General features: G+C 44.1%; 18 protein-coding genes and 2 pseudogenes. 18 read left to right on the top strand and 2 right to left on the bottom strand.

Annotation, left to right across the window (positions count from 1 at the left end; all coding sequences use genetic code 11):
• Nucleotides 1–9: 9 nt before the first annotated feature.
• The 15 genes and pseudogenes from D1151_RS10605 to D1151_RS10540 all read left to right on the top strand — a co-directional run bounded on the left by D1151_RS10605 (nucleotide 10) and on the right by D1151_RS10540 (nucleotide 14,777).
• Nucleotides 10–297, top strand: a complete 288-nt coding sequence (locus tag D1151_RS10605; protein ID WP_161908885.1) for a ribonuclease III domain-containing protein — start codon at nucleotides 10–12, stop codon at nucleotides 295–297.
• A gap of 259 nt (nucleotides 298–556) precedes the next feature.
• A complete protein-coding gene (locus D1151_RS10600) occupies nucleotides 557–1,450 on the top strand; it encodes a DNA-binding protein (RefSeq protein ID WP_161908884.1) in 894 nt (297 codons plus the stop codon).
• A gap of 33 nt (nucleotides 1,451–1,483) precedes the next feature.
• Nucleotides 1,484–1,582 (top strand): annotated as a pseudogene (locus D1151_RS17175) (hypothetical protein); the annotation flags it as partial.
• 515 nt (nucleotides 1,583–2,097) lie between these two features.
• Nucleotides 2,098–2,539 (top strand): annotated as a pseudogene (locus D1151_RS10595) (RNA polymerase sigma factor).
• 185 nt (nucleotides 2,540–2,724) lie between these two features.
• On the top strand, nucleotides 2,725–3,024 hold the full coding sequence (locus tag D1151_RS10590) for a YciI family protein (protein WP_160200841.1): 300 nt from the start codon (nucleotides 2,725–2,727) through the stop codon (nucleotides 3,022–3,024).
• 366 nt (nucleotides 3,025–3,390) lie between these two features.
• On the top strand, nucleotides 3,391–4,281 hold the full coding sequence (locus D1151_RS10585; RefSeq protein ID WP_161908883.1) for a Fic family protein: 891 nt from the start codon (nucleotides 3,391–3,393) through the stop codon (nucleotides 4,279–4,281).
• A 459-nt stretch (nucleotides 4,282–4,740) separates the two neighbouring features.
• Nucleotides 4,741–5,208, top strand: a complete 468-nt coding sequence (locus D1151_RS10580) for a low molecular weight protein-tyrosine-phosphatase (protein WP_161908882.1) — start codon at nucleotides 4,741–4,743, stop codon at nucleotides 5,206–5,208.
• Between the two features lie 40 nt (nucleotides 5,209–5,248).
• Nucleotides 5,249–6,406 (top strand): PucR family transcriptional regulator ligand-binding domain-containing protein, encoded by a 1,158-nt coding sequence (locus D1151_RS10575; RefSeq protein WP_161908881.1) that lies wholly within the window; start codon nucleotides 5,249–5,251, stop codon nucleotides 6,404–6,406.
• Between the two features lie 113 nt (nucleotides 6,407–6,519).
• The gene (locus D1151_RS10570) at nucleotides 6,520–7,815 is read left to right on the top strand and encodes a cytosine permease (protein ID WP_160200846.1); all 1,296 of its coding nucleotides are present in this window, start codon (nucleotides 6,520–6,522) and stop codon (nucleotides 7,813–7,815) included.
• 144 nt (nucleotides 7,816–7,959) lie between these two features.
• On the top strand, nucleotides 7,960–8,757 hold the full coding sequence (locus D1151_RS10565; protein WP_160200847.1) for a M55 family metallopeptidase: 798 nt from the start codon (nucleotides 7,960–7,962) through the stop codon (nucleotides 8,755–8,757).
• 382 nt (nucleotides 8,758–9,139) lie between these two features.
• A complete protein-coding gene (locus D1151_RS10560; protein WP_160200848.1) occupies nucleotides 9,140–10,759 on the top strand; it encodes a peptide ABC transporter substrate-binding protein in 1,620 nt (539 codons plus the stop codon).
• Nucleotides 10,760–10,843: 84 nt separating this feature from the next.
• Complete coding sequence (locus tag D1151_RS10555; RefSeq protein WP_160200849.1) at nucleotides 10,844–11,770, top strand: ABC transporter permease; 927 nt, start codon at nucleotides 10,844–10,846, stop codon at nucleotides 11,768–11,770.
• Between the two features lie 10 nt (nucleotides 11,771–11,780).
• Complete coding sequence (locus D1151_RS10550) at nucleotides 11,781–12,755, top strand: ABC transporter permease (protein ID WP_243151204.1); 975 nt, start codon at nucleotides 11,781–11,783, stop codon at nucleotides 12,753–12,755.
• 11 nt (nucleotides 12,756–12,766) lie between these two features.
• Nucleotides 12,767–13,804 (top strand): ABC transporter ATP-binding protein, encoded by a 1,038-nt coding sequence (locus D1151_RS10545; protein WP_160200850.1) that lies wholly within the window; start codon nucleotides 12,767–12,769, stop codon nucleotides 13,802–13,804.
• A complete protein-coding gene (locus tag D1151_RS10540) occupies nucleotides 13,791–14,777 on the top strand; it encodes an oligopeptide/dipeptide ABC transporter ATP-binding protein (RefSeq protein ID WP_330588326.1) in 987 nt (328 codons plus the stop codon). The genes D1151_RS10545 and D1151_RS10540 overlap by 14 nt, the downstream gene beginning before the upstream one ends.
• A gap of 62 nt (nucleotides 14,778–14,839) precedes the next feature.
• On the opposite strand, the gene D1151_RS10535 is transcribed toward D1151_RS10540, so the two are convergent.
• Together D1151_RS10535 and D1151_RS10530 are read right to left on the bottom strand one after the other, a co-directional pair.
• A complete protein-coding gene (locus tag D1151_RS10535) occupies nucleotides 14,840–16,828 on the bottom strand; it encodes a sigma 54-interacting transcriptional regulator (RefSeq protein ID WP_160200851.1) in 1,989 nt (662 codons plus the stop codon).
• Between the two features lie 185 nt (nucleotides 16,829–17,013).
• Nucleotides 17,014–18,045, bottom strand: a complete 1,032-nt coding sequence (locus tag D1151_RS10530; protein WP_160200852.1) for an aminopeptidase — start codon at nucleotides 18,043–18,045, stop codon at nucleotides 17,014–17,016.
• A gap of 167 nt (nucleotides 18,046–18,212) precedes the next feature.
• Here D1151_RS10530 and D1151_RS10525 point away from each other — a divergent pair, with 167 nt between their 5' ends.
• Genes D1151_RS10525 through D1151_RS10515 form a run of 3 tightly spaced genes read left to right on the top strand, consistent with a single transcriptional unit; the run spans nucleotide 18,213 to nucleotide 21,432 of the window.
• Nucleotides 18,213–19,619: a Sapep family Mn(2+)-dependent dipeptidase gene (locus tag D1151_RS10525; RefSeq protein WP_161908880.1), complete on the top strand. Its 1,407-nt coding sequence runs from the start codon at nucleotides 18,213–18,215 to the stop codon at nucleotides 19,617–19,619.
• A gap of 54 nt (nucleotides 19,620–19,673) precedes the next feature.
• Nucleotides 19,674–20,522, top strand: a complete 849-nt coding sequence (locus tag D1151_RS10520) for a D-alanyl-D-alanine carboxypeptidase family protein (protein WP_160200854.1) — start codon at nucleotides 19,674–19,676, stop codon at nucleotides 20,520–20,522.
• Nucleotides 20,509–21,432 carry a hypothetical protein gene (locus D1151_RS10515; protein ID WP_161908879.1) on the top strand — a complete coding sequence of 308 codons (924 nt, stop codon included), beginning with the start codon at nucleotides 20,509–20,511 and terminating at the stop codon, nucleotides 21,430–21,432. Before D1151_RS10520 ends, D1151_RS10515 begins: the two co-directional genes overlap by 14 nt.
• Nucleotides 21,433–21,475 lie beyond the last annotated feature (43 nt).

Below are 21,475 nucleotides of genomic sequence, written 5' to 3'. Positions count from 1 at the left end.
AGATGTGATATGGATAATCGGATAGATGCACAGGAGAAAGCGAAGGCGGATATTTTTGAAGCGATACTTGGAGCCATTGCGATATCCTGTCAATGGGATCCGGAAATTCTTCAAAATGTAGTGAAGAAAAAGATATCGATTGAAGCTTATCTGACCGAGTTAGAATCAGATAGATGTAGAACGGAAGATTTGTCGGCAGATAATGCGGTAAACACTTTGAAAGAAATGGAAGAACACGGCATGTGTAGTTTTCTGATCTATGAATTTAATTTGCCAGAAGAGCTGGGAGGGGATTGAAAAGACAAGTGTGGGTATCATCAAAAAAATATGCAGGGTATCTGGTGCTTTGCGAACACTTTGAAGTGAAAATGAATACGGACCAAGTAGGGGGGTACTTGATTTGGAATTTTAAGGAAGGTGTGCTTGTGCCGTGGACATGGAGTTAATCAGATTAGGATGTTTTTATTATTCCGAATACGATAAAACATTATTCCTTTCAAGTTGATATTATTCCGAAAATAGGATATACTATTTTCGGAAGAGAGGTACAATCTTTATGTATATGACGGTAAAGCAGGCGGCAGAAAAGTGGGGGATTTCTGATAGACGAGTGCGTATACTTTGCGCAGAAGGGAAGATCTTAGGTGTTACCCGTGAAGGGCGTAGTTGGATGATTCCGGCAGAGGCGAAAAAGCCAGAGGATGGGCGTTTTAAGGCAACAGAAAGTTTGCTGACGGTCATAGACAGGAAGAAAATGGAATTAGATTCCAGACGCCCACTGACAGAGGGAGAACTGGAACGTTTGACTGAGGAATTCATTATTGAGTATACCTATAACTCTAATGCAATTGAGGGAAATACGCTGACCCTGCGTGAGACAGACATGGTTTTGCGTGGGTTGACGATTGACAGGAAGCCGTTAAAAGACCATATGGAGGCAGTCGGGCATAAAGAGGCGTTTGGTTTTGTGCAGGATCTGGTAAAGGAACAGGCGCCTTTATCGGAGCGTATCATCAAGCAGATTCATTATCTTGTGTTGGCAGATAAACCACAGGATCGAGGGGTTTACAGAAAAATCCCCGTCAGGATTATGGGCACGAAACATGAGCCGGTACAGCCATATTTGATCCAGTCTGAGATGGAACAGTTGCTGCAGGCTTATAGAAATAGTAGCGAACATATTATTAGCAGGCTCGCACGATTTCATATCGAGTTTGAGGGGATTCACCCTTTTATTGACGGAAACGGCAGAACTGGAAGGCTGCTTGTGAATTTGGAATTGATGAAAGCCGGATATCCGCCGATTGACATTAAGTTTGCAGATCGCATTTCTTATTACAATGCGTTTGATGAATACCATGTAAAGCATAATCTTGGTACAATGGAAAAGCTGTTTGCAGGTTATGTGAATGCAAGACTGGATCGTTACTTGATGATTCTGAAAGAATAACCATACAAGAGAGGCTTCGGGTCAAGAACATATAATCCGTTGATTGCAAATATATTTTTCAGAGCTGGTTTTATTGAGGCATGGGGACGTGGAATCGAAAAAATCTGGAATTATAAAAAGAGAAGGTTCTAGTCAAAAAGGAAAATGGATTATTTTATAACTATATTTCACACAATTCAACAATAATATTACTTTGCTGGTACAGCCAGTCCGTAAATTTTTTCGGGCTGGCTATTCCTGTTTCTTTGCAAAATTATCTATCTTGAAAAATGCTCATGCACGGTAAAGAAGCAAGAAATCAAAAACAAGAGATAGATTGCCAGCACCACACTATTCCCACAATGCCGACGACAACGGAATCCCTATCATTCATTCATACTTGTTTCCAAACTGCAATAATGCTGATGCAATTCATATATTTTTTACGGAAAATTCATTTGCCAATTCGCCTACAGTAAAATCTTTTTTTGCATTTATTGTTATCATCATTTCAATAAGCCGTTCTGCTTTTGACATTTTTGAACTCCTTTCCGAATGGTGACAGCTCTTGTCACTATTCTATGATAAACTATCCATGTTCCAAATGCAATATGGCACAAAACAAAGTCATGTACCCCCCCCTATGTGGAAGAAAGGGGGAATCATTTATGACTTGTATAGAAGCATACAAAGGGCATATTATGTATACTTTCAATGGCTTTTGCAAAGTTGTCATTCGCTATGCCGCTATCAACGCATGGCGTGACAGGAGCAGACGGCGAAAAAAGAAATATCCCTTGAATACCTCACAGAAAAAAGTTTTACCCTTTAGGCACAACGGACGAATATTTTGAAGCACCCTATGAAGAATACCCCATTACGATATGCGGTCAGACAGTTATCCTCACCAACGGAAAACTTGCCGCCGCCCTGTTAGCTCTGCCGGAGAAAAAACGGGAAATCATTTTCCTTTACTTTTTCAGGCATTACACACAGCGGGAAATCGGGGAAATGTACGGACGCCGCCGGAGTACGACCGGGTATCAAATCCATAGGACTTTACAACTCCTGCATAAAGAAATGGAGGTGCTTTCGCATGAGAAATCCTAATCTTTTGCCTTATGAAATGATTGTCTGGGCGACCAGCGGAGAGCCGGAGAACTACCTGCATAAAGACCGTTATAGGCGTGGGCTATAAGTTTGCTTCCGGAAAATGACAGACAGATTGCTATTGCCGGATAAATATAATATAATACCCTCAGTGAATCCCCATAGAATGTAAAGGAGAAAATCGTATGGAAAAATTGATGTACATGATGATGATTGAGAAAAGCAAGACCTATAATAAAATGACAAAACAGGTAGTTATGGAACACGTTGAGAACATAAGACGGTTGGACGATGAGGGAAAACTGGAAATCTGCGGTGTCTTTAAAGGTTATCCGGGAATGGCAGGTATGTATATCCTAAAAACAGAGAGCCGTGAAGAAGCAGAAGAAATTTGCAAAGCAGAGCCGCTGGTTATGGGAGGATATGCAACCTACAAATTAGTTGGTTTGCAGATTGCAAACCGGGAAAATAATTACTTGTTGTAATTGCGAAAAGGAACAACACTGGGGCAAATAAAATCCGGCTTGTATGGAAACTGAATAACCGCCGCTACATGGAACGGCACACCAAGACAGGAAATCAAGAAAAGATTTCCTGTTTCTTTGTAGAACGAAAACCATCGGCTGTACCGGTGGTTTATTATAGGTACATACGTAGAGTTATCGCTATGGGCAGTGAATCACACTTTTCTGTAATTTAGTGTGATGGGTAAGCGACAAAACCAAACTTCCTGTGGCGGCAAAAATATAATAGTTTTGCCGAAAATATGTTGATGTTTTTGCCGATAATATGATATACTATACAGTAGATTAGTGTAGTTCTTTGATTTGATTTATGACGGAGGATAGCAGATGCGATACCTTTCGGTTACTGAGATAGCAAAAAAATGGGATGTGTCAGAGCGTAGTGTTAGAAACTATTGCGCCCAAGGACGTGTGAATGGAGCCTTTCTTACCGGCAAGACTTGGAATATTCCCGAAAATGCAGGAAAACCAGAGCGTGCCAACAAGAGAAAAGAGGAACCGATTACTCTGTTGGATATTCTGAAAGAGCAGAAAGCAAGCAAATACTCTGGTGGTATTTATCATAAGACGCAGATTGATTTGACATACAACTCAAACCACATCGAAGGTAGTCGTCTGACTCACGATCAGACCCGATATATTTTTGAAACCAATACGATCGGTGTGGAAAATGAAGTTCTCAATGTTGACGATGTTATTGAAACAGCAAATCATTTTCGCTGTATTGACATGATTATTGAGAACGCAAAAACGACACTAACTGAGAAGTTAATTAAGGAACTTCATCTAATCCTGAAGAATGGAACCAGTGATTCCAGAAAAGATTGGTTTGCAATTGGCGACTACAAGAAGCTTCCGAATGAGGTTGGCGGCATGGATACCGCCCTTCCGGAAGAAGTTGCCGATAAGATGAAAGCGTTGCTGGCAGAATACAATGCCAAGGAAGAAAAGACTTTTGAAGATATTCTGGATTTCCATGTGAAGTTTGAGCGAATCCATCCGTTCCAAGACGGCAACGGTCGTGTAGGCAGATTGATTATGTTCAAAGAATGCCTGAAATATGATATTGTTCCATTCATCATAGAGGATAATCTGAAGATGTTCTATTACCGAGGATTGAAAGAATGGAACAATGAAAAGAGTTATTTGACTGATACCTGTCTGAACGCGCAGGACAAATATAAAGCATACTTGGACTATTTCAGGATTGCTTATTAAGAAGACGGATTTCCAAAGTGTCGAAGGCTCATTTTGGCTATAATTTTGTTTTGAATCTGGTCAAAAAAGAGGATTTTGGCTATCGCAAAATCAGCACCGTCAAGGTATCCGATGCAAAACAGTGGTTTGCAAAGCTGCAAAAGGACGGCATGGGGTCACTCCGGTGCGGGCGTGACGCTCAATGTTTACACCCATGCAAGCTACGCACACGCTGCGGAACAGATGGCGAAAATTTCACAGTTTCGCCAGCCCCCCTGAAATGAAAAAAGACAGGGATTTTGCTGTTGGATAAGCAGCAAATATGGTGGTAGTATCTTGAGTTTACTACGCCAATTACTACACCACCAAGGGGTGTAGTTACATAGATTTATAGAGACTTATGAAAAATTGAAGAAAAATCGAAAGCTCGAAAACCAGTAAAATCAAGGATTTTCGGAATTCTGGAGGAATATAGAGATTATGATAAAAATACTTTTCATCTGCCACGGCAATATTTGCCGTTCGCCAATGGCTGAATACGTAATGAAAGATATGGTCCGCAAGGCGGGCTGTGAAGCGGAATTTGAGATCGCATCTGCAGCCACCAGCCGCGAGGAAATCGGCAACGATATCCATAGAGGCACCAAAGCAAAGCTGCGGGAACAGGGCATTGCCTTTGAGAAACGGCAGGCTCGCCAGGTGACGAAAAAAGATTATGAGGAATTTGACTATCTGATTTTGATGGATAGAGAAAATAAAAGAGGATTGTCTCGTATTATCAGTGCAGATCCCTATAATAAAGTACACATGCTGCTTTCCTTTGCCGGAAAGGATCGGGATATTGCAGATCCATGGTATACGGGGAATTTTGACGAAACCTACGATGATGTTGTAACGGGATGCCAGGCGTTTTTGCAGTCCCTTGCTAAACAAAATTTGCAGTTGTAATTAGTATAAGCCTACTCTGAAAAACAAAAGGAGAATTGCAGTGAATATAGAAATCGGTGCGCTTTTGAAAGACAAACTTTTTGAAAACAGAAAGGTGCTGGCGGGGAGAGCGGGGCTTCATAGAAAAGTGAAGCGAATATCAGTCTTTGATTGCCCCTGCGTACCCGATCTTTTGGAGCGCAAAATTCTTTGCGAGGGGGATTTATTCATTACGTGTCTGGAACAGTTCCGCAGTGAGAAAGATGATCACGAACTTCGCTATTATCTGGAATGTCTGATTCATTCTGAATCTGCAGGGCTTTTAATTGTTACGGACGATAGAGTGAACCTTTTGACGCCGCAGGTGCTAAAGCTGTGCGAGGATAATGACTTTCCTTTAATACTCATACCAGAGGAATATCCTTACACGGTGATTATTGATACAGTGCACAGCTATATTACCTTCGATACTTACAATACTATTAATAAACTTCGACTGGATAAGATTATGTACGAGAGCCTAAACGATACAGAACGCAGCGAAGTACTTTACAGTATCAAGCCTACAGTAAAGCAGTACATTAGAGGGATATTTATTCAGGGCGGCTTCAATTCGGATATCGCCAGGCTGGAACTGCAAAGTTATTATCTCAACAGAGAAAATGATATTTTCGTCAGAACTGAGCAGGGAATGATTATTCTGCTCAGTGAGGACAACAAAGAGCGGCTTCAGCAGACTTTAAATGCATGTCTTGTCAGAATCAAAGAATTTCTGGACAATCCCGTCATCGGCTACAGCCGGGCATTTCCAAGAAAAGACTGCGGCAAGGCGCTGGAGGAAGCAAGACTTGCCCTGGAAACTGCCAAGGCTATGGATATGACTGTAAAAACCTATGATGCCCTTTCGTCGATTCAGCTTTTAACGGCAGTGAAGGATACGCAGGAAGCGGAAGATTACTATGATGCTTACCTAGAGGCGCTCAGAACAAAGATTACCGAGGAAAACCTTCCGGAAATGATACTGACCGTGGAGAACTATGTGGCTAACTCCGGAGATTTCAAGCTGACAGCGGAGATGATGAACCAGCATGTCAACACCATAAGATATAGGATTAATCGTATCAAGAGTGCGCTGAATATGGAAAACGATACCATTAAGTTCAACGAAACCATTGCAATTGCAGTTAAACTCAGAATTCTGCTAAATCGGGAAATCTAATCGAAGTATAGGGCTTGTAATAATTACAAAAAAATCCTGTCATAATTAAAACCAGTACAAAGAAAACTGAATTAATTTTCTGTAAAATCAGGGAAAACTAAGGAGGTTTTCTTATGAGTGACGAGAAAAAGAAAAACACTATGGAAACGACCACGCTGACGGAAGTTCCCATGGAAGAAAGAAAAAGCTGGATATCCGTAGCTTTTATGCAGGCGGGCATTATGATTTGTGTTCCGAGCCTGCTTCTGGGCGGAATACTGGCAGGTGCAATGCCGCTTCATCTTGCAATTATTTCTGGTATTATCGGTTATATTATTGTAATCGTACTCTTTAGTCTTATGGGCATTATCGGAAGCGATCTGGGAGTTCCAACCTGTATGACGACATTAGGCGGCTTTGGAAAAAAGGGCTCCCGCTTTATCATCAGCACTTTGATCTTTATTTCTATGATTGGCTGGTTTGCTGTCCAAAACGACGTGTGCGGAAATGCTTTCTCTAATTTGATGTCGGAGTTTTTTGGACTGGATGTTCCGGTATGGCTGTCTTCCACTGTATGGGGGATTATCATGCTGGTTACGGCAGTATATGGAATCAATGCCTTGGATAAACTGAATAGGATTGCGGTTCCTGCCCTGTTTGTAATCACCATTGTTGGAACTATTATCGCGGTGAATAAATATGGCACTTCAGCGCTGAATGTGGATCCGGCGGAGATTACCATGTCCTTTGTAGATGGCATAGTACTGACTGTTAGCTTTATGGCGGCAGGCTGTCTTGCGGCATCAGATATTACAAGATATCAGGCAACCCGTAAAGATACCATTCTTTCCAGTTCCATCGGTGTTGCGCCGGCAGGCATTTTGATGATTGTACTTGGCGCTATTATGACAAAGGTTGCACAGCAGTATGATATTACAATTGTGTTCTGTGAAATCGGAATCCCGGTTCTGGGCATGCTGGTTTTGATTGCTGCTACATGGACAACGAACACGACCAATGCCTATTCCGGAGGCATCAATGCAGTTATGATGTTTAATTTGAAAGATAACAAGAGGGCCGCAGCGACAATGATTTCCGGTGTTCTTGGAACAATCTGTGCGCTGCTGGGCTTTGCTTCTCATTTTGAAAGCTTTTTATATGTGCTGGGAGATTTAATGCTGCCGACTATGGGCGTGATTTTAGCGGATTACTGGATTGTCAATAAAGCAAAACCGGAGAATTACAAGACTGCAGACGGCTTCAACTGGCTTGGGATTGTATCCTGGCTGGCGGGCTATGCTGTGATCAAATTCATTCCTTATGGCGTTCCTTTTGCGCAGGGAATTATTGCAGCAGGACTTTTATATGTCATTCTGGCAAAGACAGTAGGAAGACCGCAGGATAAAGCAGATGGTAAAGATCTGGCATAATAACAGGACGCAGAACAATTAACAGGGATTGTCCGTAATGCTTTTTCAATAGATGGAGTCGTAATCGCTTTCGGGAGAATTTGATGGCATATAACTTGCATGGTGTATTTACATGAGAAGAATACTTCTGAAAGGAGGCCATAAATGAAGAAAATTTTTATTAGTGCGGACATCGAAGGCGTGAGCGGAATCACCAGTTGGGAAGCAACCAGATACGGTGGCAAGGGTTACGAGGAAGCTTGCAGGCAAATGGCGAAGGAAACGGCCGCTGCATGCAGGGCTGCGTTAAACTGCGGCTATGGTGTGGTTGTCAAAGACGGACATGAAGATGCGATGAATATCGCCCATGAATTGCTGCCGGAGGAGGCTGAGCTGATTTCAGGCTGGACGTGTACACCTTTATCTATGCTTGGAGGCATAGATGAAACCTTTGCGGGCGTCATTTACATCGGCTATCATTCCGGGGCGTGGACCAACACGAGTCCGCTGAAGCATACCTGTGAGGATTACATCTACAACTGGTTTAAAATCAACGATAAATATGCGTCTGAATTCACGATCAATTCAGGGGTTGCTGACCAGTTTGGCGTTCCGTCACTGCTGCTGTCCGGTGACGCGGGGATTTGCAGCGAAGCGGAGACAGAATATCCGGGTATTGTCACCGTTCCGACCAAAAAAGGAATGGGCAATGCAACATGGAATATACACCCTGATAAGGTGGTAGCAGAGATTGAGCGGGCTGTGACTGAAGTACTGTCAAAGCCTTTACCGAAGTCCAAGCCGCTTTCAAAGTCCTATACGATGACACTATGCTATAAGGAGTTTCAGAAAGCTATGTCCGCAACTTGGTTTCCGGGCGTTGAGAAGCTAAATGACTATACTGTCTCCTATACGGCAGATAGCCCGATGGAACTGGCAAGATGCCGGTATTTTATCGGCTAACGCACTGTAGCTTGAACAGGGTTTTCTAAGTAAAGAATTAAAAACTAAAATTTATCCAGCCGAAGGCGTAATTCGGCTGGTTTTTTGTATAAGAAAATCAAGGTAAATAAATGAGGACAAAAAGGTTCATAGAATAATAGAACCTATTTTTAGCGAAACACATAAGAGGGCAGGCGAAGGAGTCGTTGATGAATTTACGCATTTTTACACATTATTGTAGTGAAGATGGTAAATGGCATGAATATTGCAATTTAACAGAATATAATGCAAATGCTGTGTCGCAGACCAGCAAAAAGTATGGGAACAGAAATTCTTGTTCCCCCCTGTCTTGCCGAGCGGGAGAAAGGTTCTAAAGGTTTGGCGGACGTGAAAGGAGGAAAAAATGAAAAAGAAGTTATTGGCGACCGCGCTTTGTATAGCGATGGTGTTGACCTGCCTTGCAGGATGCGGAGGAGAAGATAAAGGTGATAAAGGCGCAGACGGAATGAAGAAAATCGTTTACGCTAACGGCGGACAGCCGGAATCAATGGAGTATGTTGAAGGAAGCCGCTATGCGAAATACAGCGTCCTGAAATACAACATTTATACAGGACTTACACGAATTTCTAAAGACGGCACATCTGAGATGGGATGGGCAGACAAATATGAAACCAGTGATGACGGATTGGTATGGACCTTCCATATCAGAGATGGTGCAAAGTTCTCTGACGGCACAGATATGACTGCCCATGACTGGGAAGAAACGATGAAATACTACTGCGCACCGGAGACAGCTGCACAACAGACGACTTTGGAAGAGTATGTAAAGAATATGGGCGACTACATCGCCGGAAAATGTGATTGGGAAGAGGTCGGCTATAAGGCCCTTGACGATCGCACACTGGAGATTACACTGGAAAGCCCTTGTACTTATTTCCTGGATATCGCATGTACTTATGTAGCACTGCCGATGCACATTGTAAATGAAAATCCGAACTGGAATAAAACTGCGGAAACTTACGTTGGAAACGGTCCGTTCAGAATGACCAGCCTTAAAGACCAGGTAAATGTGGTGCTGGAAAAGAATCCGTACTATTATGATACAGATAATGTTGCCATTGATCAGGTAGAATTCGTATTCCTGGACGAACCATCTGTAGAATTGGCTTCCTTCCAGAATGGGGATATCGATGTATCAGATAACCTTAATGCGGAAGCGGTGTCTAAATATAAAGACAGTGACGAATTTGTAAACGAAAGCCGTATCGGTGTAAACTATCTGACCACTCATACGGGACATATTACAGATAATCGTGTGCGCCAGGCGTTGTCTCTTGCTCTTGATAGAGAAACCCTGCTTTCAATTCTGGGTCAGGTAAGCTACCCTGCTACCGGTTTAGTCCCTTATGGTATTCACTGGGGAGATGAACAGTATCGTGACAAAGCGGGCGATTTAGTAAGCTTTGATTTAGAACGTGCTAAGAAGCTCCTCGAGGAAGCAGGATATCCAAACGGCGAGGGACTTCCGACATATAAATATGTTTGTCAGAATAATGAGGAAGCAATGAACCGTGCGCAGGCAATGCAGTCCATGTGGCAGGCAGCAGGCTTCAAGATTGAAATCGTTTCCTATGAGCCGTCCACTTACTGGGACGTATTTGAGACTGAGGACTGGGATATCGCCGATGACGGCTGGACCGGTGACTATGACGACCCAAGCACAAACCTGTTCTTGTGGGAAGAACGTCGTGAAGTAAATCCGGACGGCAGTCTGAAAGATGCTCGTTGGCATGATGAGAAAGCGCTGAAATACAATGCGCTGATGCAGAAGACTTATAAAGAGACCGATTATGAAACTAGAATGAAGACATTCCTTGATGCAGAAAAGATTCTGATTGAAGAAACACCGATTATTCCAGTAACCTTCTATACAGATACAATGCTGGTAAATCCGAGAGTGAAAGGCGTAGTGAAGAACTACATCGGTCACGTATTCTTCCAGTATGCAGATATTGCAGAATAAGAAAGCATAGAAACTGCGGCAGGTGTTCCAATTTAACTGGAACACCTGCTTCAAAAAAGGAATTGAAACAGAGAGGATAAGTCTATGTTTAAATATGTTGTCAAGCGTGTATTGATTGCAATCGTATCAATGTTCTTATTGATTACGATTACCTTCTTCCTGATGCACACCATTCCGGGAGGACCCTTCAGTGCAGGCGAACAGAAAAACCTAAATCCGGAGGTTTTGGAAGTAATCAGGGCCAGGTATGGACTGGATCTTCCGGTACATGAGCAGTTTTTTAACTATGTAAAGGATCTTTTTCATGGAGATATGGGTTTGTCCATGAAAAAGCTGAATTATAGCGTAAATGAACTGATTGCCGACAGCTTTCCGGTTTCCGCTCAGATTGGTTTTGTTGCCATCATTGTAGCGCTTCTAATCGGTATTCCCCTTGGAGTAATTGCCGCACTGAAGCGGGGAGGCGTGGCGGATATGCTGTCCATGACCCTTGCCACGGTGGGGATATCCATTCCAACCTTTGTTATCGCCATGCTGCTGATGTATGCTTTTTGTATGGAATGGGCAATTTTGCCTACGCACGGCTGGGGCGAGCTGAAGCATTTCATTTTGCCTGTAGCCTGTCTTTGCCTTGCACCTGTGGCGAACATCACCAGACTGACCCGTTCGACTCTTATGGAGGTGGTGCAGCAGGATTACATTCGGACTGCCAGATCGAAGGGGTTGTCTGAGTTTACAGTGATAGGTAAGCATGCTATGCGTAATGCTATCGTGCCAGTAGTTACCTACTTGGGACCACTGGTGGCAGGACTGATGACAGGAAGCTTTGCCATTGAGCGAATCTTTATGGTTCCCGGCATTGGCAGGTATTTCGTTAATTCTGTCAGCGACCGCGATTATACCATGATTATGGGTGTAACGATTTTCTATGGTCTGTTTATTATGATCTGTACGCTGATTGTGGATATTGCTTATGCACTCATCGATCCGCGCGTAAGATTGGATTCGTGAGGTGGGAAAGATGAGAAAGAAGAAAAATATGTTTCCGGAAGTTCCTGTACCGCCGTATACCATGGCAGATACAGATATTCCGGCGGAATTATTTGAACCGCTTCCAGAGGAGGATAAGCTGACTGATGTAATCAACCGGCCCAGCATCTCCTACTGGCAGAATGCTTATATGAAGATGAAAGCAGATAAACTGGCGGTTGTAGGAATTATTTTTATTATCTTTATGATACTGGTAGCGATTTTCGTGCCTATACTAAGTCCATATACCTATGATGGGCAGGATTACAACGCAATTTATCAGTCGCCGTATGCTGAACACCCACTCGGTACAGATATGTTTGGACGCGACCTGCTGGTGCGTGTTGCCTATGGTGCAAGAATCAGTTTGACGATTGGTATTGTAACAGCCTTGGTCAGCCTGGTGGTCGGTGTGCTTTTCGGCGGAATATCAGGTTTCTTTGGCGGCAAAGTCGATATGCTGATGATGCGTTTTGTAGACGTATTTTCGGCAGTTCCATCGCTGCTATACAGTATTTTGCTGATTATGTTTATGGGCCCGAAAATGTCCAGTATTCTGATTGCAATCTGCTTGACCTATTGGCTTAGCCCGGCGCGGCAGACAAGAGGTCAGATTTTATCGGTAAAGAACCAGGATTTTGCTACGGCAGCTAAGGTAGTAGGCGAGAGCAAGGTGCAGATTTTACTGCGGCATCTGGTGCCTAACAGTATGGGCCCGATTATTGTTACGGTTATGCTGCTTATTCCTTCCGCAATCTTTGAAGAGGCGTTCCTGAGCTTTATCGGTATTGGTATTGCTGTACCGGTAGCAAGCTGGGGAACACTGGCAAACGACGGTATGGCAACAATGGGTATGTATCCGTATTTGATGCTGTTCCCGGCTTTGGCAATCAGCTTAACCATGTTTGCACTGAACTTTATTGGGGACGGATTACGCGATGCACTTGACCCGCGTTTAAAGAAATAGAGGTAGAAATTATGTCAGAACATCTTTTAGAAGTAAAAAATTTGCGAACCAACTTTGCGACCGGCGGCGGAATTGTGCAGGCGGTTCGCGGTATAGATATTTATGTGGATTCTGGCGAATTTCTTGGCATTGTAGGAGAGTCAGGATGCGGAAAGAGCGTGACTATGATGTCTATCATGCGTCTTCTGGCAGACAATGCGGCAGTACGTGCGGATGCGCTGGAATTTGACGGCAGAGATATTCTTTCACAAAGTAAAAAGGAAATGAAACGGATTCGGGGAAACGAGATTGGTATGATATTTCAGGATCCTATGACTTCTTTGAATCCGCTGTATACAGTGGGCAATCAGTTGATGGAGCCCTTGAGAGTACATAAAAAGCTGTCCAAGGCACAGGCCAAGGAAAAAGCCATCGAAATGCTGCGGCTGGTTGGCATCAATGAGCCGGAAAAACGAATGAAACAGTATCCTCATGAAATGTCAGGGGGTATGCGCCAAAGGGTGATGATTGCTGTGGCGATGTGCTGTGATCCGAAAATACTGATTGCTGACGAGCCGACTACAGCCCTTGATGTGACCATACAGGCGCAGATTATGGAGTTGATGCAGGAGTTGAAGGAAAAGTTTTCGACATCTGTTATTTTAATCACCCATGATTTGGGTGTAATTGCCCAGGTCTGCACTCGCGTAGTGGTTATGTATGGTGGGCTGATTATGGAAGAAGGTTCTTTGGATCAGATTTTCTATGAAACAAAGCACCCGTATACAATGGGGCTTTTGGAGTCAGTACCCCATAGTGATACGATGGGAAGCGGCACCTATGAAAAGCAGAAGCTGAAACCGATTCCGGGAAGTCCTCCGGACTTAATGAATCCGCCGAAAGGCTGTCCTTTTGCAGCACGCTGTGAAAATGCGATGAAAATCTGCAATATGGCGCCGGCAGAATTGACGACAGTAGCAGAAGGTCATCGCGTAGCCTGCTGGCTCCTTCATCCGCAGGCAAATCGAGGAAAAACCATGGAGAAGGAGGACGCAAGTGAACGAGAATAAGCCTTTAGTTGAAGTACAGGGATTGAAAATGCATTTTTCAGTGGCTGGAAAGGGTTTCGGAAAGAAAAGCAAGCAGACATTGAAAGCGGTAGATGATGTGACCCTGTCTATTCCTGCCGGAACTACCTTTGGATTGGTAGGAGAATCTGGCTGCGGAAAGACTACCGTTGGCAGAACAATATTGAAGTTATACAAGCCTACCGGCGGAAAAATTTTCTTTGACGGGCAGGATATTACCGATTTATCGGAAAAGGAATTTTCACCGTATCGGAAGGATATGCAGATGATTTTTCAGGACCCTTATGCATCGTTAGATCCGAGGCAGACAGTCAATGAAATTATCGGTGCGCCGCTGCTGGTTCAGAAATTAGTTGCTTCCAAGAAGGAGCGAGATGAAAGGGTTAGGGAACTAGTGCATATGGTCGGATTGAAAGATGACCATATCAACAGATATCCTCATGAATTTTCTGGCGGACAGCGGCAGCGTATCGGTATTGCCAGAGCGCTGGCTTTAAAGCCTCGGTTTATTGTCTGTGACGAACCGATTTCGGCGCTGGACGTATCCATTCAAGCACAGGTTGTCAATATATTAGAGGACTTTCAGGAAGAAATGGGGTTGACCTATTTGTTCATCTCCCATGACCTTTCTATGGTTCGACATATTTCCCACAGGGTAGGCGTGATGTATTTGGGACATTTGGTAGAAGTGGCAGATGTTGCAGAACTGTTCGAGAACAAGAGACACCCATATACCCAGTCCCTTATGTCTGCGGCGCCTGTGGCAGATCCGAAAAAGTCAGCGGACAGCAAGCGAATTATTTTAGAGGGCGATGTTCCCTCACCTATGAATCCTCCGAGCGGGTGCCCGTTTAGAACCCGTTGCCGCTATGCAACTGCAGAATGTGCGCAGGCGATGCCTCCTCTTACAGATATCGGAAACAACCATCAGGTTGCCTGCTATCACATGCTGTAATAGCAAACCATAAAAGGAGACGGCCTAAAGACTGTCTCCTTTGCTGTATCCCCAAAAGCGGATTAATGCTTTTCGCTGGAATCAGAGGTTAGCAGAGAGGAACCTTTCTTTGTAATTCGCATTCCATGTCTGCCTTTTCCTATTTCAATAAGACCATCCTGCTGAAGCTGATTGAGTATAGGGCGCAGCGCTCTGTCGCTGAGATAAAGTCCCTGCTTTTTCAGAAGCTCCGCCAGACCCGTTCGACCGATGCCGTGGGAAATTTTGGTATTTTTTCTGATTAGCTTTAGGATTTCTATCTGCACCTCAGCCGTGGAAGGACAATCCTCCGGCACAGAGATTTCCTCATAGAGATATTCGGGAAAAGAGGAAAGGGTCTTATAATAGGTGCAGAAGTTTTCCAGCTCTCGCACGTTTCCGGGCCATGAATAAGCAGTAAGCTGCCGAAGTTCCTGTGGGGTCAGATTATCATAAGATGTGCCGAGAAAGTACTTGAGCAAAGGAATAATGTCTTTCATTCTTTTGCGGAGAGGAGGAATCCGAATGGGAAGCACATTGAGACGGTAAAACAAATCGCTGCGGAAAGTCTTCTCCTGGACTGCCTGCTTTAAATCTCGGTTTGTCGCTGCAATTAAGCGCACATCAATGTTGATGATGTGGTCTGTACCTATTCTCATGACCTGCTTTTCCTGAATGACCCTCAGCAGCTTGGACTGCAGATTCGGTGATATGTCGCTGATTTCATCAAGAAAAATCGTTCCGTGGTTTGCCTGCTCAAACAGCCCTGCCTTTCCCTTCGCAATGGCGCCGGTGAATGCGCCGGGTTCATATCCGAACAATTCACTCTCTAAAAGATTTTCCGGAAGCGCTGCACAATTTACTGCAACAAAGGGAGCATTTGCTCGCTTTGAGGCGTTATGAATGGCCTGCGCAAAGACTTCCTTGCCTGTTCCGCTTTCACCATAAATCAGCACCGTGTGCTCTGTTAATGAGATTAGCTTTGCAGTCTGAATGGAGTTTTGAATCTCTTCCGACATGTGGACGATATCCTGAAAATGATATTTTGCCACATATCCTTTTTGCAGGTTGACTTTATTGACGGGAAGCAATTGACTTTTTTCTTTCAGAACAACAAAATATCCTATGACTTCGTCGATGAGTTTTATCGGGTATTTGTCGTAGTAATAATCTGTGCCATTTATTGTCGTGTAAGGATTTCCTGATTCGCTGTCGAGAGAATCCTTTAATTCTACTAATTGGCCTGCATCTAACAGACTGCTGTGATCTTTTCGGGAGATGCCCTCGACAGGGTCGTTTGCGTAAATGATGTTCATATGCTGGTCTGTCAGAAATACGCAGGACTTGTTGGAATTTGTTACAAAACTCAGGGTCTGCGTTTTTAAATACTCATAAATGTAATTTGTATTGAAGATAGTATCCGGTTCTGCCAGTGACTGCATGTATCGGAACAGGTTGCGATTAACGACGCTGTTATCCAGATCCAGGAGTTTCATCAGTCTGAACATGGTATCAAAGCTGACCTTACGGTAGCCAATGTCGATAATGTTCTTAATATGTGCCGGTACAAAATGCTTTTCGGAAGGAGTAACAGCAAGGGACAAATCGTCATAAATCGTCGTATGTGCAAGCTCCTTATCAAAGGGAACAAAGTTTAAATGGCTGATTCCAAGCTCGTAAAACATGTTTACCGTATTTACGGCAGTGCTGTAAGAGTCGTTGACGACCAGTACATTTGTATCTGCGGGGATATCCTGGAGGGTAATTAGTACACTCTGCTCAATACTCCTGCCCATCTTGATTACATTACTGAAATCTGCAACGCATTCTTTCGCTTTCTGAAAGACTCTTGCATCAACGGCAAGAAAAGCGTCGGCATGAAGGATTTCGTTTTCTTTTAAATCTGCCATAAAGCAGTTTTCGAAAACGGCATAATCACTGAATACTGAACGCAAATTGTCGTAGATGAATTCGCTTGCGGGGGTGTTGACGGAATCTTTCGAGTTTCTATAAAGAATGATTACTTTTTTCATGGGCAGCATACTCCTGTGGGTTTTCATATTGTTGATAAAAGTATACTATATTTAATGACAGGGTGCAATGTGATTGAACTGAATTGAACTTATTTCTGCCTCCTGACCTAGAAAAATATGGGCTGCCTCCATGAACGAAAAATAATTGTTCATGGGGGCAGCCCGTGTTTTTAAGATTTTTAGATTTATACTGTTGGATCCAGTTTCTTTAATTCTTCATCAACGATAACGCCGTCTTCCATAATCAGCTTACCATCGAAGTAGATGGTGGAGTTGAGGCAGATACCATCAGTGTGGGAAGCGGCAGGCTGTCCGATTGGAGGTGCTTCAATTGCGCTGACGTAGCCGATACCCCATTCTGTACATCCCCATACACGTTCGTCTTCTACGACATTTCCTGTCAGCTTTGCACCCGGATTGAAGCCGTAGGCGATATGTGCCATTTTCAGCATACCTTCATCGTCAAAGCCTTTCAGGAATTTTTCATATTCAGAAGCTTCGCGGCCGCCTTCGATTTTTACGATAACGCCGTTTTCTACAGTCAGTTCAACCGGCTGAGAAGGCACGTGTCCGAATGGTGGGGTAATTGTACCGTCGAAAACGATTTTTCCGTTGATGGTACCGAACTTCGGAATGACATTGAGCTGGCCTGGGCACATGTGAAATCCAGGAACGTCAGCTTTGCCGCAGTCTACGGCTACAGTGTGAGATGGATCTAAAACAAAGCTTACGTCGGTTCCTGCAGGCGTAGTGACACGCATTTCTTTTACCTGTCTCTGGCGAACGCCGAAGGCCTCCATAAATTCTTTCAGCTGTGCAGTGTTGATGTCACCGATTGTTCTGATTAGAAGCTCTGGTGAAAAATCGACCAGACACATGTATCTGAGTTTTTTGTTCTTATCCATTGCAATTTCAAATGGAGTTGAGTACAGCAGCCACTGTTCATTGAACTCAATCCATACGTCAGCTTCAGATAGAGCAGCAGTTAAAAGCTCTACTGGAATATCAGGGTCGGCAGCTTTGCCAACACCCTTTGGTGTTGCAATCGTGATGACGGCTGGAAAGCCGCCTACGCTGTGTACTGCAGCGGCAACCGCCTGAATCAGAACCGGATTGGATTTCGTGTCAGCTGTGATAGCGACCGTTTCTTTCTCCTTTACGCCGAAAACCTCGCGGATCAGCTTATCGGCAGCTTTCTGTAATTCAAATTCTAACATGATGTGTCCTCCTTTTTGACGCATAATATGGTCTCATTATAGCTGGAGCTTTTTTCTGTTTCTTTAGAATAATTTTAAATCGAACCTTCTTTTTTTGTAGTCAGTACAATGAAAAAAGAGCCATACTCTTATAAAATCTTTACAAAACTATCATAGGGAGGATTGCGATGAAAGCGGAAGATTTCGTAAAGAAAAACAGAGAACAGATGATAATGGATATCAAAGAATTTTCAGCGATTCCAAGCATTTTAGATGAAGAAACGAAAGGGGAGGGAAGACCTTTTGGGCAGAAAGCTGCGCAGGCTCTTACATGGATTTTGAACAAAGGAAGATCCATGGGAATGGAGGTGAAAAACTTTGACGGCTACGCCGGAGAAATGACGGCAGGCGGAGGCGATCGGCTGATTGGAATTTTGGGTCATGCAGATGTGGTGGCGGCAGGAGAAGGCTGGCATACGGCGCCTTTTGAAATAAAGGAGATAGATGGCAAGCTGTACGGCAGGGGTACTTTGGATGATAAGGGTCCAATTATATCTTGTCTTTATGCAGTCAAATATCTGATGGAGGAGAATCTGATTCCAGCGGAAACGGCGATTCGGATGATTATCGGTTGTGATGAGGAGGAAAACTGGAGATGTATTGAGCACTATGCGAAAAAGGCAGACCGGATGCCGGACTGCTCCATCGTGCCGGATGGAAACTTTCCTCTGATTCACTGCGAAAAGGGTCTTCTGGATGTGGACTTTTCCTATGAAACGGACGGGGACATTGGCTGTCAAATTGCAGTGGAGTCTCTTTACGGCGGAGCAGCCAAAAACGTAGTACCGGGAAAAGCACATTGCACCTTGCGGTGTCCGGATACAGAAACCGCTGCAAACCTTACTGCGGTACTGAATGCCTTTGAACATATCTGCGCGCAGCAGGAACATTGCAGCATTTTCGTGACCGTTTCGGGAAAGAGCACTCACGCCATGTCTCCGGAAAAAGGTTTGAACGCCATCAGTCTGATGATGAAAACCCTGGAAGAGGTCAGCGCAGAATTTGATATAGCGCCGGTATATAAAACCTATAATCAGTATATCGGCATGACCTATTATGGAGAAAAATTTGGCTTGAATTTTGCGGATGAAGCTTCCGGCAAACTGACTTTTAATGTGGGAACCATAGCGTTAGAATGCGGAAAACTTACTTTTGGCGTCAGTGTCAGATATCCTGCCACTGTGGATAAAGTCAAGGTGTTTTCAGCAGCCGAAGAGACCTGCAGACGCGCAGGGATGAAAATGGATATTACAAGTCATATGAACGGGCTGTATGTGGATGCTGGATCGGACTTTATTGGAGTCCTCATGAATGCTTATCAGAAGATTAGCAGGGACTATGAGTCCCTTCCAATTGCTATTGGGGGTGCAACATATGCGAGAACGATTCCGAATGCAGTGGCTTTTGGACCGTTATTTCCTTATGAGGAGGAGTTGGCCCACGAAGCAGATGAATTTCTGGATTTAGAAAGTCTGGATAAGATGACGCTTATCTACATCGAGGCGCTGAAAGGGCTGCTGACAATGAAAAAATAAACCAGTCATATTTCTCCCATCCTAAAATAGATTAGGTATGGGAGATTTTTTATTATGAAGAAAATATTGATTATCATAGGAACGATATTAGGATTTGCGCTGGGCGCTATGATCTTTGGCTATATTGCAGAGCCGGAGGGTGAAGCGGCGGCTGCAGATATGGTACAGCCGCCGACGATAAGCGCCAAGCAGGCGATTTTAATTGACGGAAAAAGCGGCGAGGTGCTTTTTGAGAAAAATGCAGATGAAAAAGGGTATCCTGCCAGCACGACGAAGATTATGACTGCTCTTGTGACTTTGGACGTCTGTGAACAAATCGGCGCAGGCATAGATACGACAGTGAAAATTCCGGAGGAAGCAGTAGGCGTGGAAGGATCTTCCCTGTATTTGAAAAAAGGAGAAGAAAGAACGTTGGAAAATCTGCTTTACGGTGTAATGCTCAGGTCTGGAAACGACGGCGCCACAGCACTGGCTGCTATTATGGGCGGAAACACAGAACACTTTGTACAGCTGATGAATGAAAAGGCGGAGAAACTAGGCTGCACCGGGACCAATTTTGTTAATCCCAGCGGGCTTTATGATGATAACCATTATACGACGGCACGAGATCTTGCGACCATCGCAAAAGAGGCCATGCAAAACAAGATTTTCCGGGAAATAGTGGGTGCAAAGTCCTGGGAAGAATACCATAACAAAAACAAGACGGTGTTTCAGTATGAGGGCGCCACAGGGATTAAAATCGGATTTACCAAGATGAGCGGAAGAACACTGGTAGCATCATCTAAGCGACAGGATACGGAACTGATTTGCGTGGTATTATCTGATGGAAACTGGTTTAATGACGCTTATGCGCTGATGGATTATGGGTATGAAGTGAGGGGGATTGAGGATGAAGAAAAGTAGATGTATTGATGCAGGACGTCAGGGATGCCCTTGTGCGCTGGCAGAATGCGGACAGTGTCTGATTTGCGCAAAGCTGCGCGGTGGAACGTGTCAGGAGTGCAGCTGGCAGGGCACCTGTATTTATTCTCTGTATGAACAAAATGGCCGCAGCGTGATTTTAAGCCGCAAGGATAAGCTGCTTAAAATTAAGCAGATTAAGACCTACAGCGATGATTTAAAAGTCTTTATTGTCGAGGCTGACCGCGGATTCTGCCAAAAGGCACAGACAGCAGGAGCGTACGTGTTTGTGCGGGCCGAGGATGAGGCAAAATGGTATGATGCGCCAATCTCTGTTCTAAAAGCGGAACCGGAAGCGGGACTTTTGCATCTTGGTATTTGCCGGTGCGGTCCGAAGAGCAGCAGCATCTTTCAGGCGGAAAAAAATCTGTGGATTCGAGGCGTATATTATAATGCCCTTTCGGGTTTTGGCGCGCTTAGGGAAAATGCACAGGAAGCTTTTGTCTATGCAAAAGGCATTGCGATTGCGCCGCTGCGCAACTTTCTGGATGGCGGGAAGCGGTATAGCAGATGGCTTGGGCAACTGCATGTCTATGTTGATTTGGAAAAGGTAGGCTTTGATTTCTTTCACGACTATTTTGGGGATTTGCCGGCAGAAGCAGTTGAAGTGCGGGACTTTGCCAAGGAAGGTCTTTGCTCTTTAGATGATTTGGATCATATGGAGGAAAGTGATTCTCTCAATGTGTTTGCATTGACTTCTCCATATTATGCCAGTCAGGTTGAGAGAGCAGCAGGAAGCAGCATTGTACGACCGGTAGAAGGAAATATGTGCTGTGGTGAGGGGATTTGTGGAGCCTGCACTTGCACAGATGAGATGGGACGCACCGTGCGCAGGTGCAAAATAAAAGAGTAGAAAAAACGATTATAAGTGAAAAGCTGTCGATATATGTAGAATC

This window comes from Emergencia sp. 1XD21-10 (genome assembly GCF_009936045.1).
GTDB classification, from domain to species: domain Bacteria; phylum Bacillota; class Clostridia; order Peptostreptococcales; family Anaerovoracaceae; genus Senimuribacter; species Senimuribacter intestinalis.
The sequence above is the reverse complement of the archived record's forward strand: the minus strand, read 5'-3'. Positions and strand labels throughout refer to the sequence as shown.

Coding starts and splice junctions, on each gene's coding strand:
- D1151_RS10580 (WP_161908882.1), top strand. CDS start 4,741: ATGATAAAAATACTTTTCATCTGCCACGGCAATATTTGCCGTTCGCCA.
- D1151_RS10535 (WP_160200851.1), bottom strand. CDS start 16,828: ATGAAAAAAGTAATCATTCTTTATAGAAACTCGAAAGATTCCGTCAAC.
- D1151_RS10570 (WP_160200846.1), top strand. CDS start 6,520: ATGAGTGACGAGAAAAAGAAAAACACTATGGAAACGACCACGCTGACG.
- D1151_RS10590 (WP_160200841.1), top strand. CDS start 2,725: ATGGAAAAATTGATGTACATGATGATGATTGAGAAAAGCAAGACCTAT.
- D1151_RS10605 (WP_161908885.1), top strand. CDS start 10: ATGGATAATCGGATAGATGCACAGGAGAAAGCGAAGGCGGATATTTTT.
- D1151_RS10515 (WP_161908879.1), top strand. CDS start 20,509: ATGAAGAAAAGTAGATGTATTGATGCAGGACGTCAGGGATGCCCTTGT.
- D1151_RS10600 (WP_161908884.1), top strand. CDS start 557: ATGTATATGACGGTAAAGCAGGCGGCAGAAAAGTGGGGGATTTCTGAT.
- D1151_RS10530 (WP_160200852.1), bottom strand. CDS start 18,045: ATGTTAGAATTTGAATTACAGAAAGCTGCCGATAAGCTGATCCGCGAG.
- D1151_RS10585 (WP_161908883.1), top strand. CDS start 3,391: ATGCGATACCTTTCGGTTACTGAGATAGCAAAAAAATGGGATGTGTCA.
- D1151_RS10520 (WP_160200854.1), top strand. CDS start 19,674: ATGAAGAAAATATTGATTATCATAGGAACGATATTAGGATTTGCGCTG.
- D1151_RS10550 (WP_243151204.1), top strand. CDS start 11,781: ATGAGAAAGAAGAAAAATATGTTTCCGGAAGTTCCTGTACCGCCGTAT.
- D1151_RS10525 (WP_161908880.1), top strand. CDS start 18,213: ATGAAAGCGGAAGATTTCGTAAAGAAAAACAGAGAACAGATGATAATG.
- D1151_RS10560 (WP_160200848.1), top strand. CDS start 9,140: ATGAAAAAGAAGTTATTGGCGACCGCGCTTTGTATAGCGATGGTGTTG.
- D1151_RS10555 (WP_160200849.1), top strand. CDS start 10,844: ATGTTTAAATATGTTGTCAAGCGTGTATTGATTGCAATCGTATCAATG.
- D1151_RS10565 (WP_160200847.1), top strand. CDS start 7,960: ATGAAGAAAATTTTTATTAGTGCGGACATCGAAGGCGTGAGCGGAATC.
- D1151_RS10545 (WP_160200850.1), top strand. CDS start 12,767: ATGTCAGAACATCTTTTAGAAGTAAAAAATTTGCGAACCAACTTTGCG.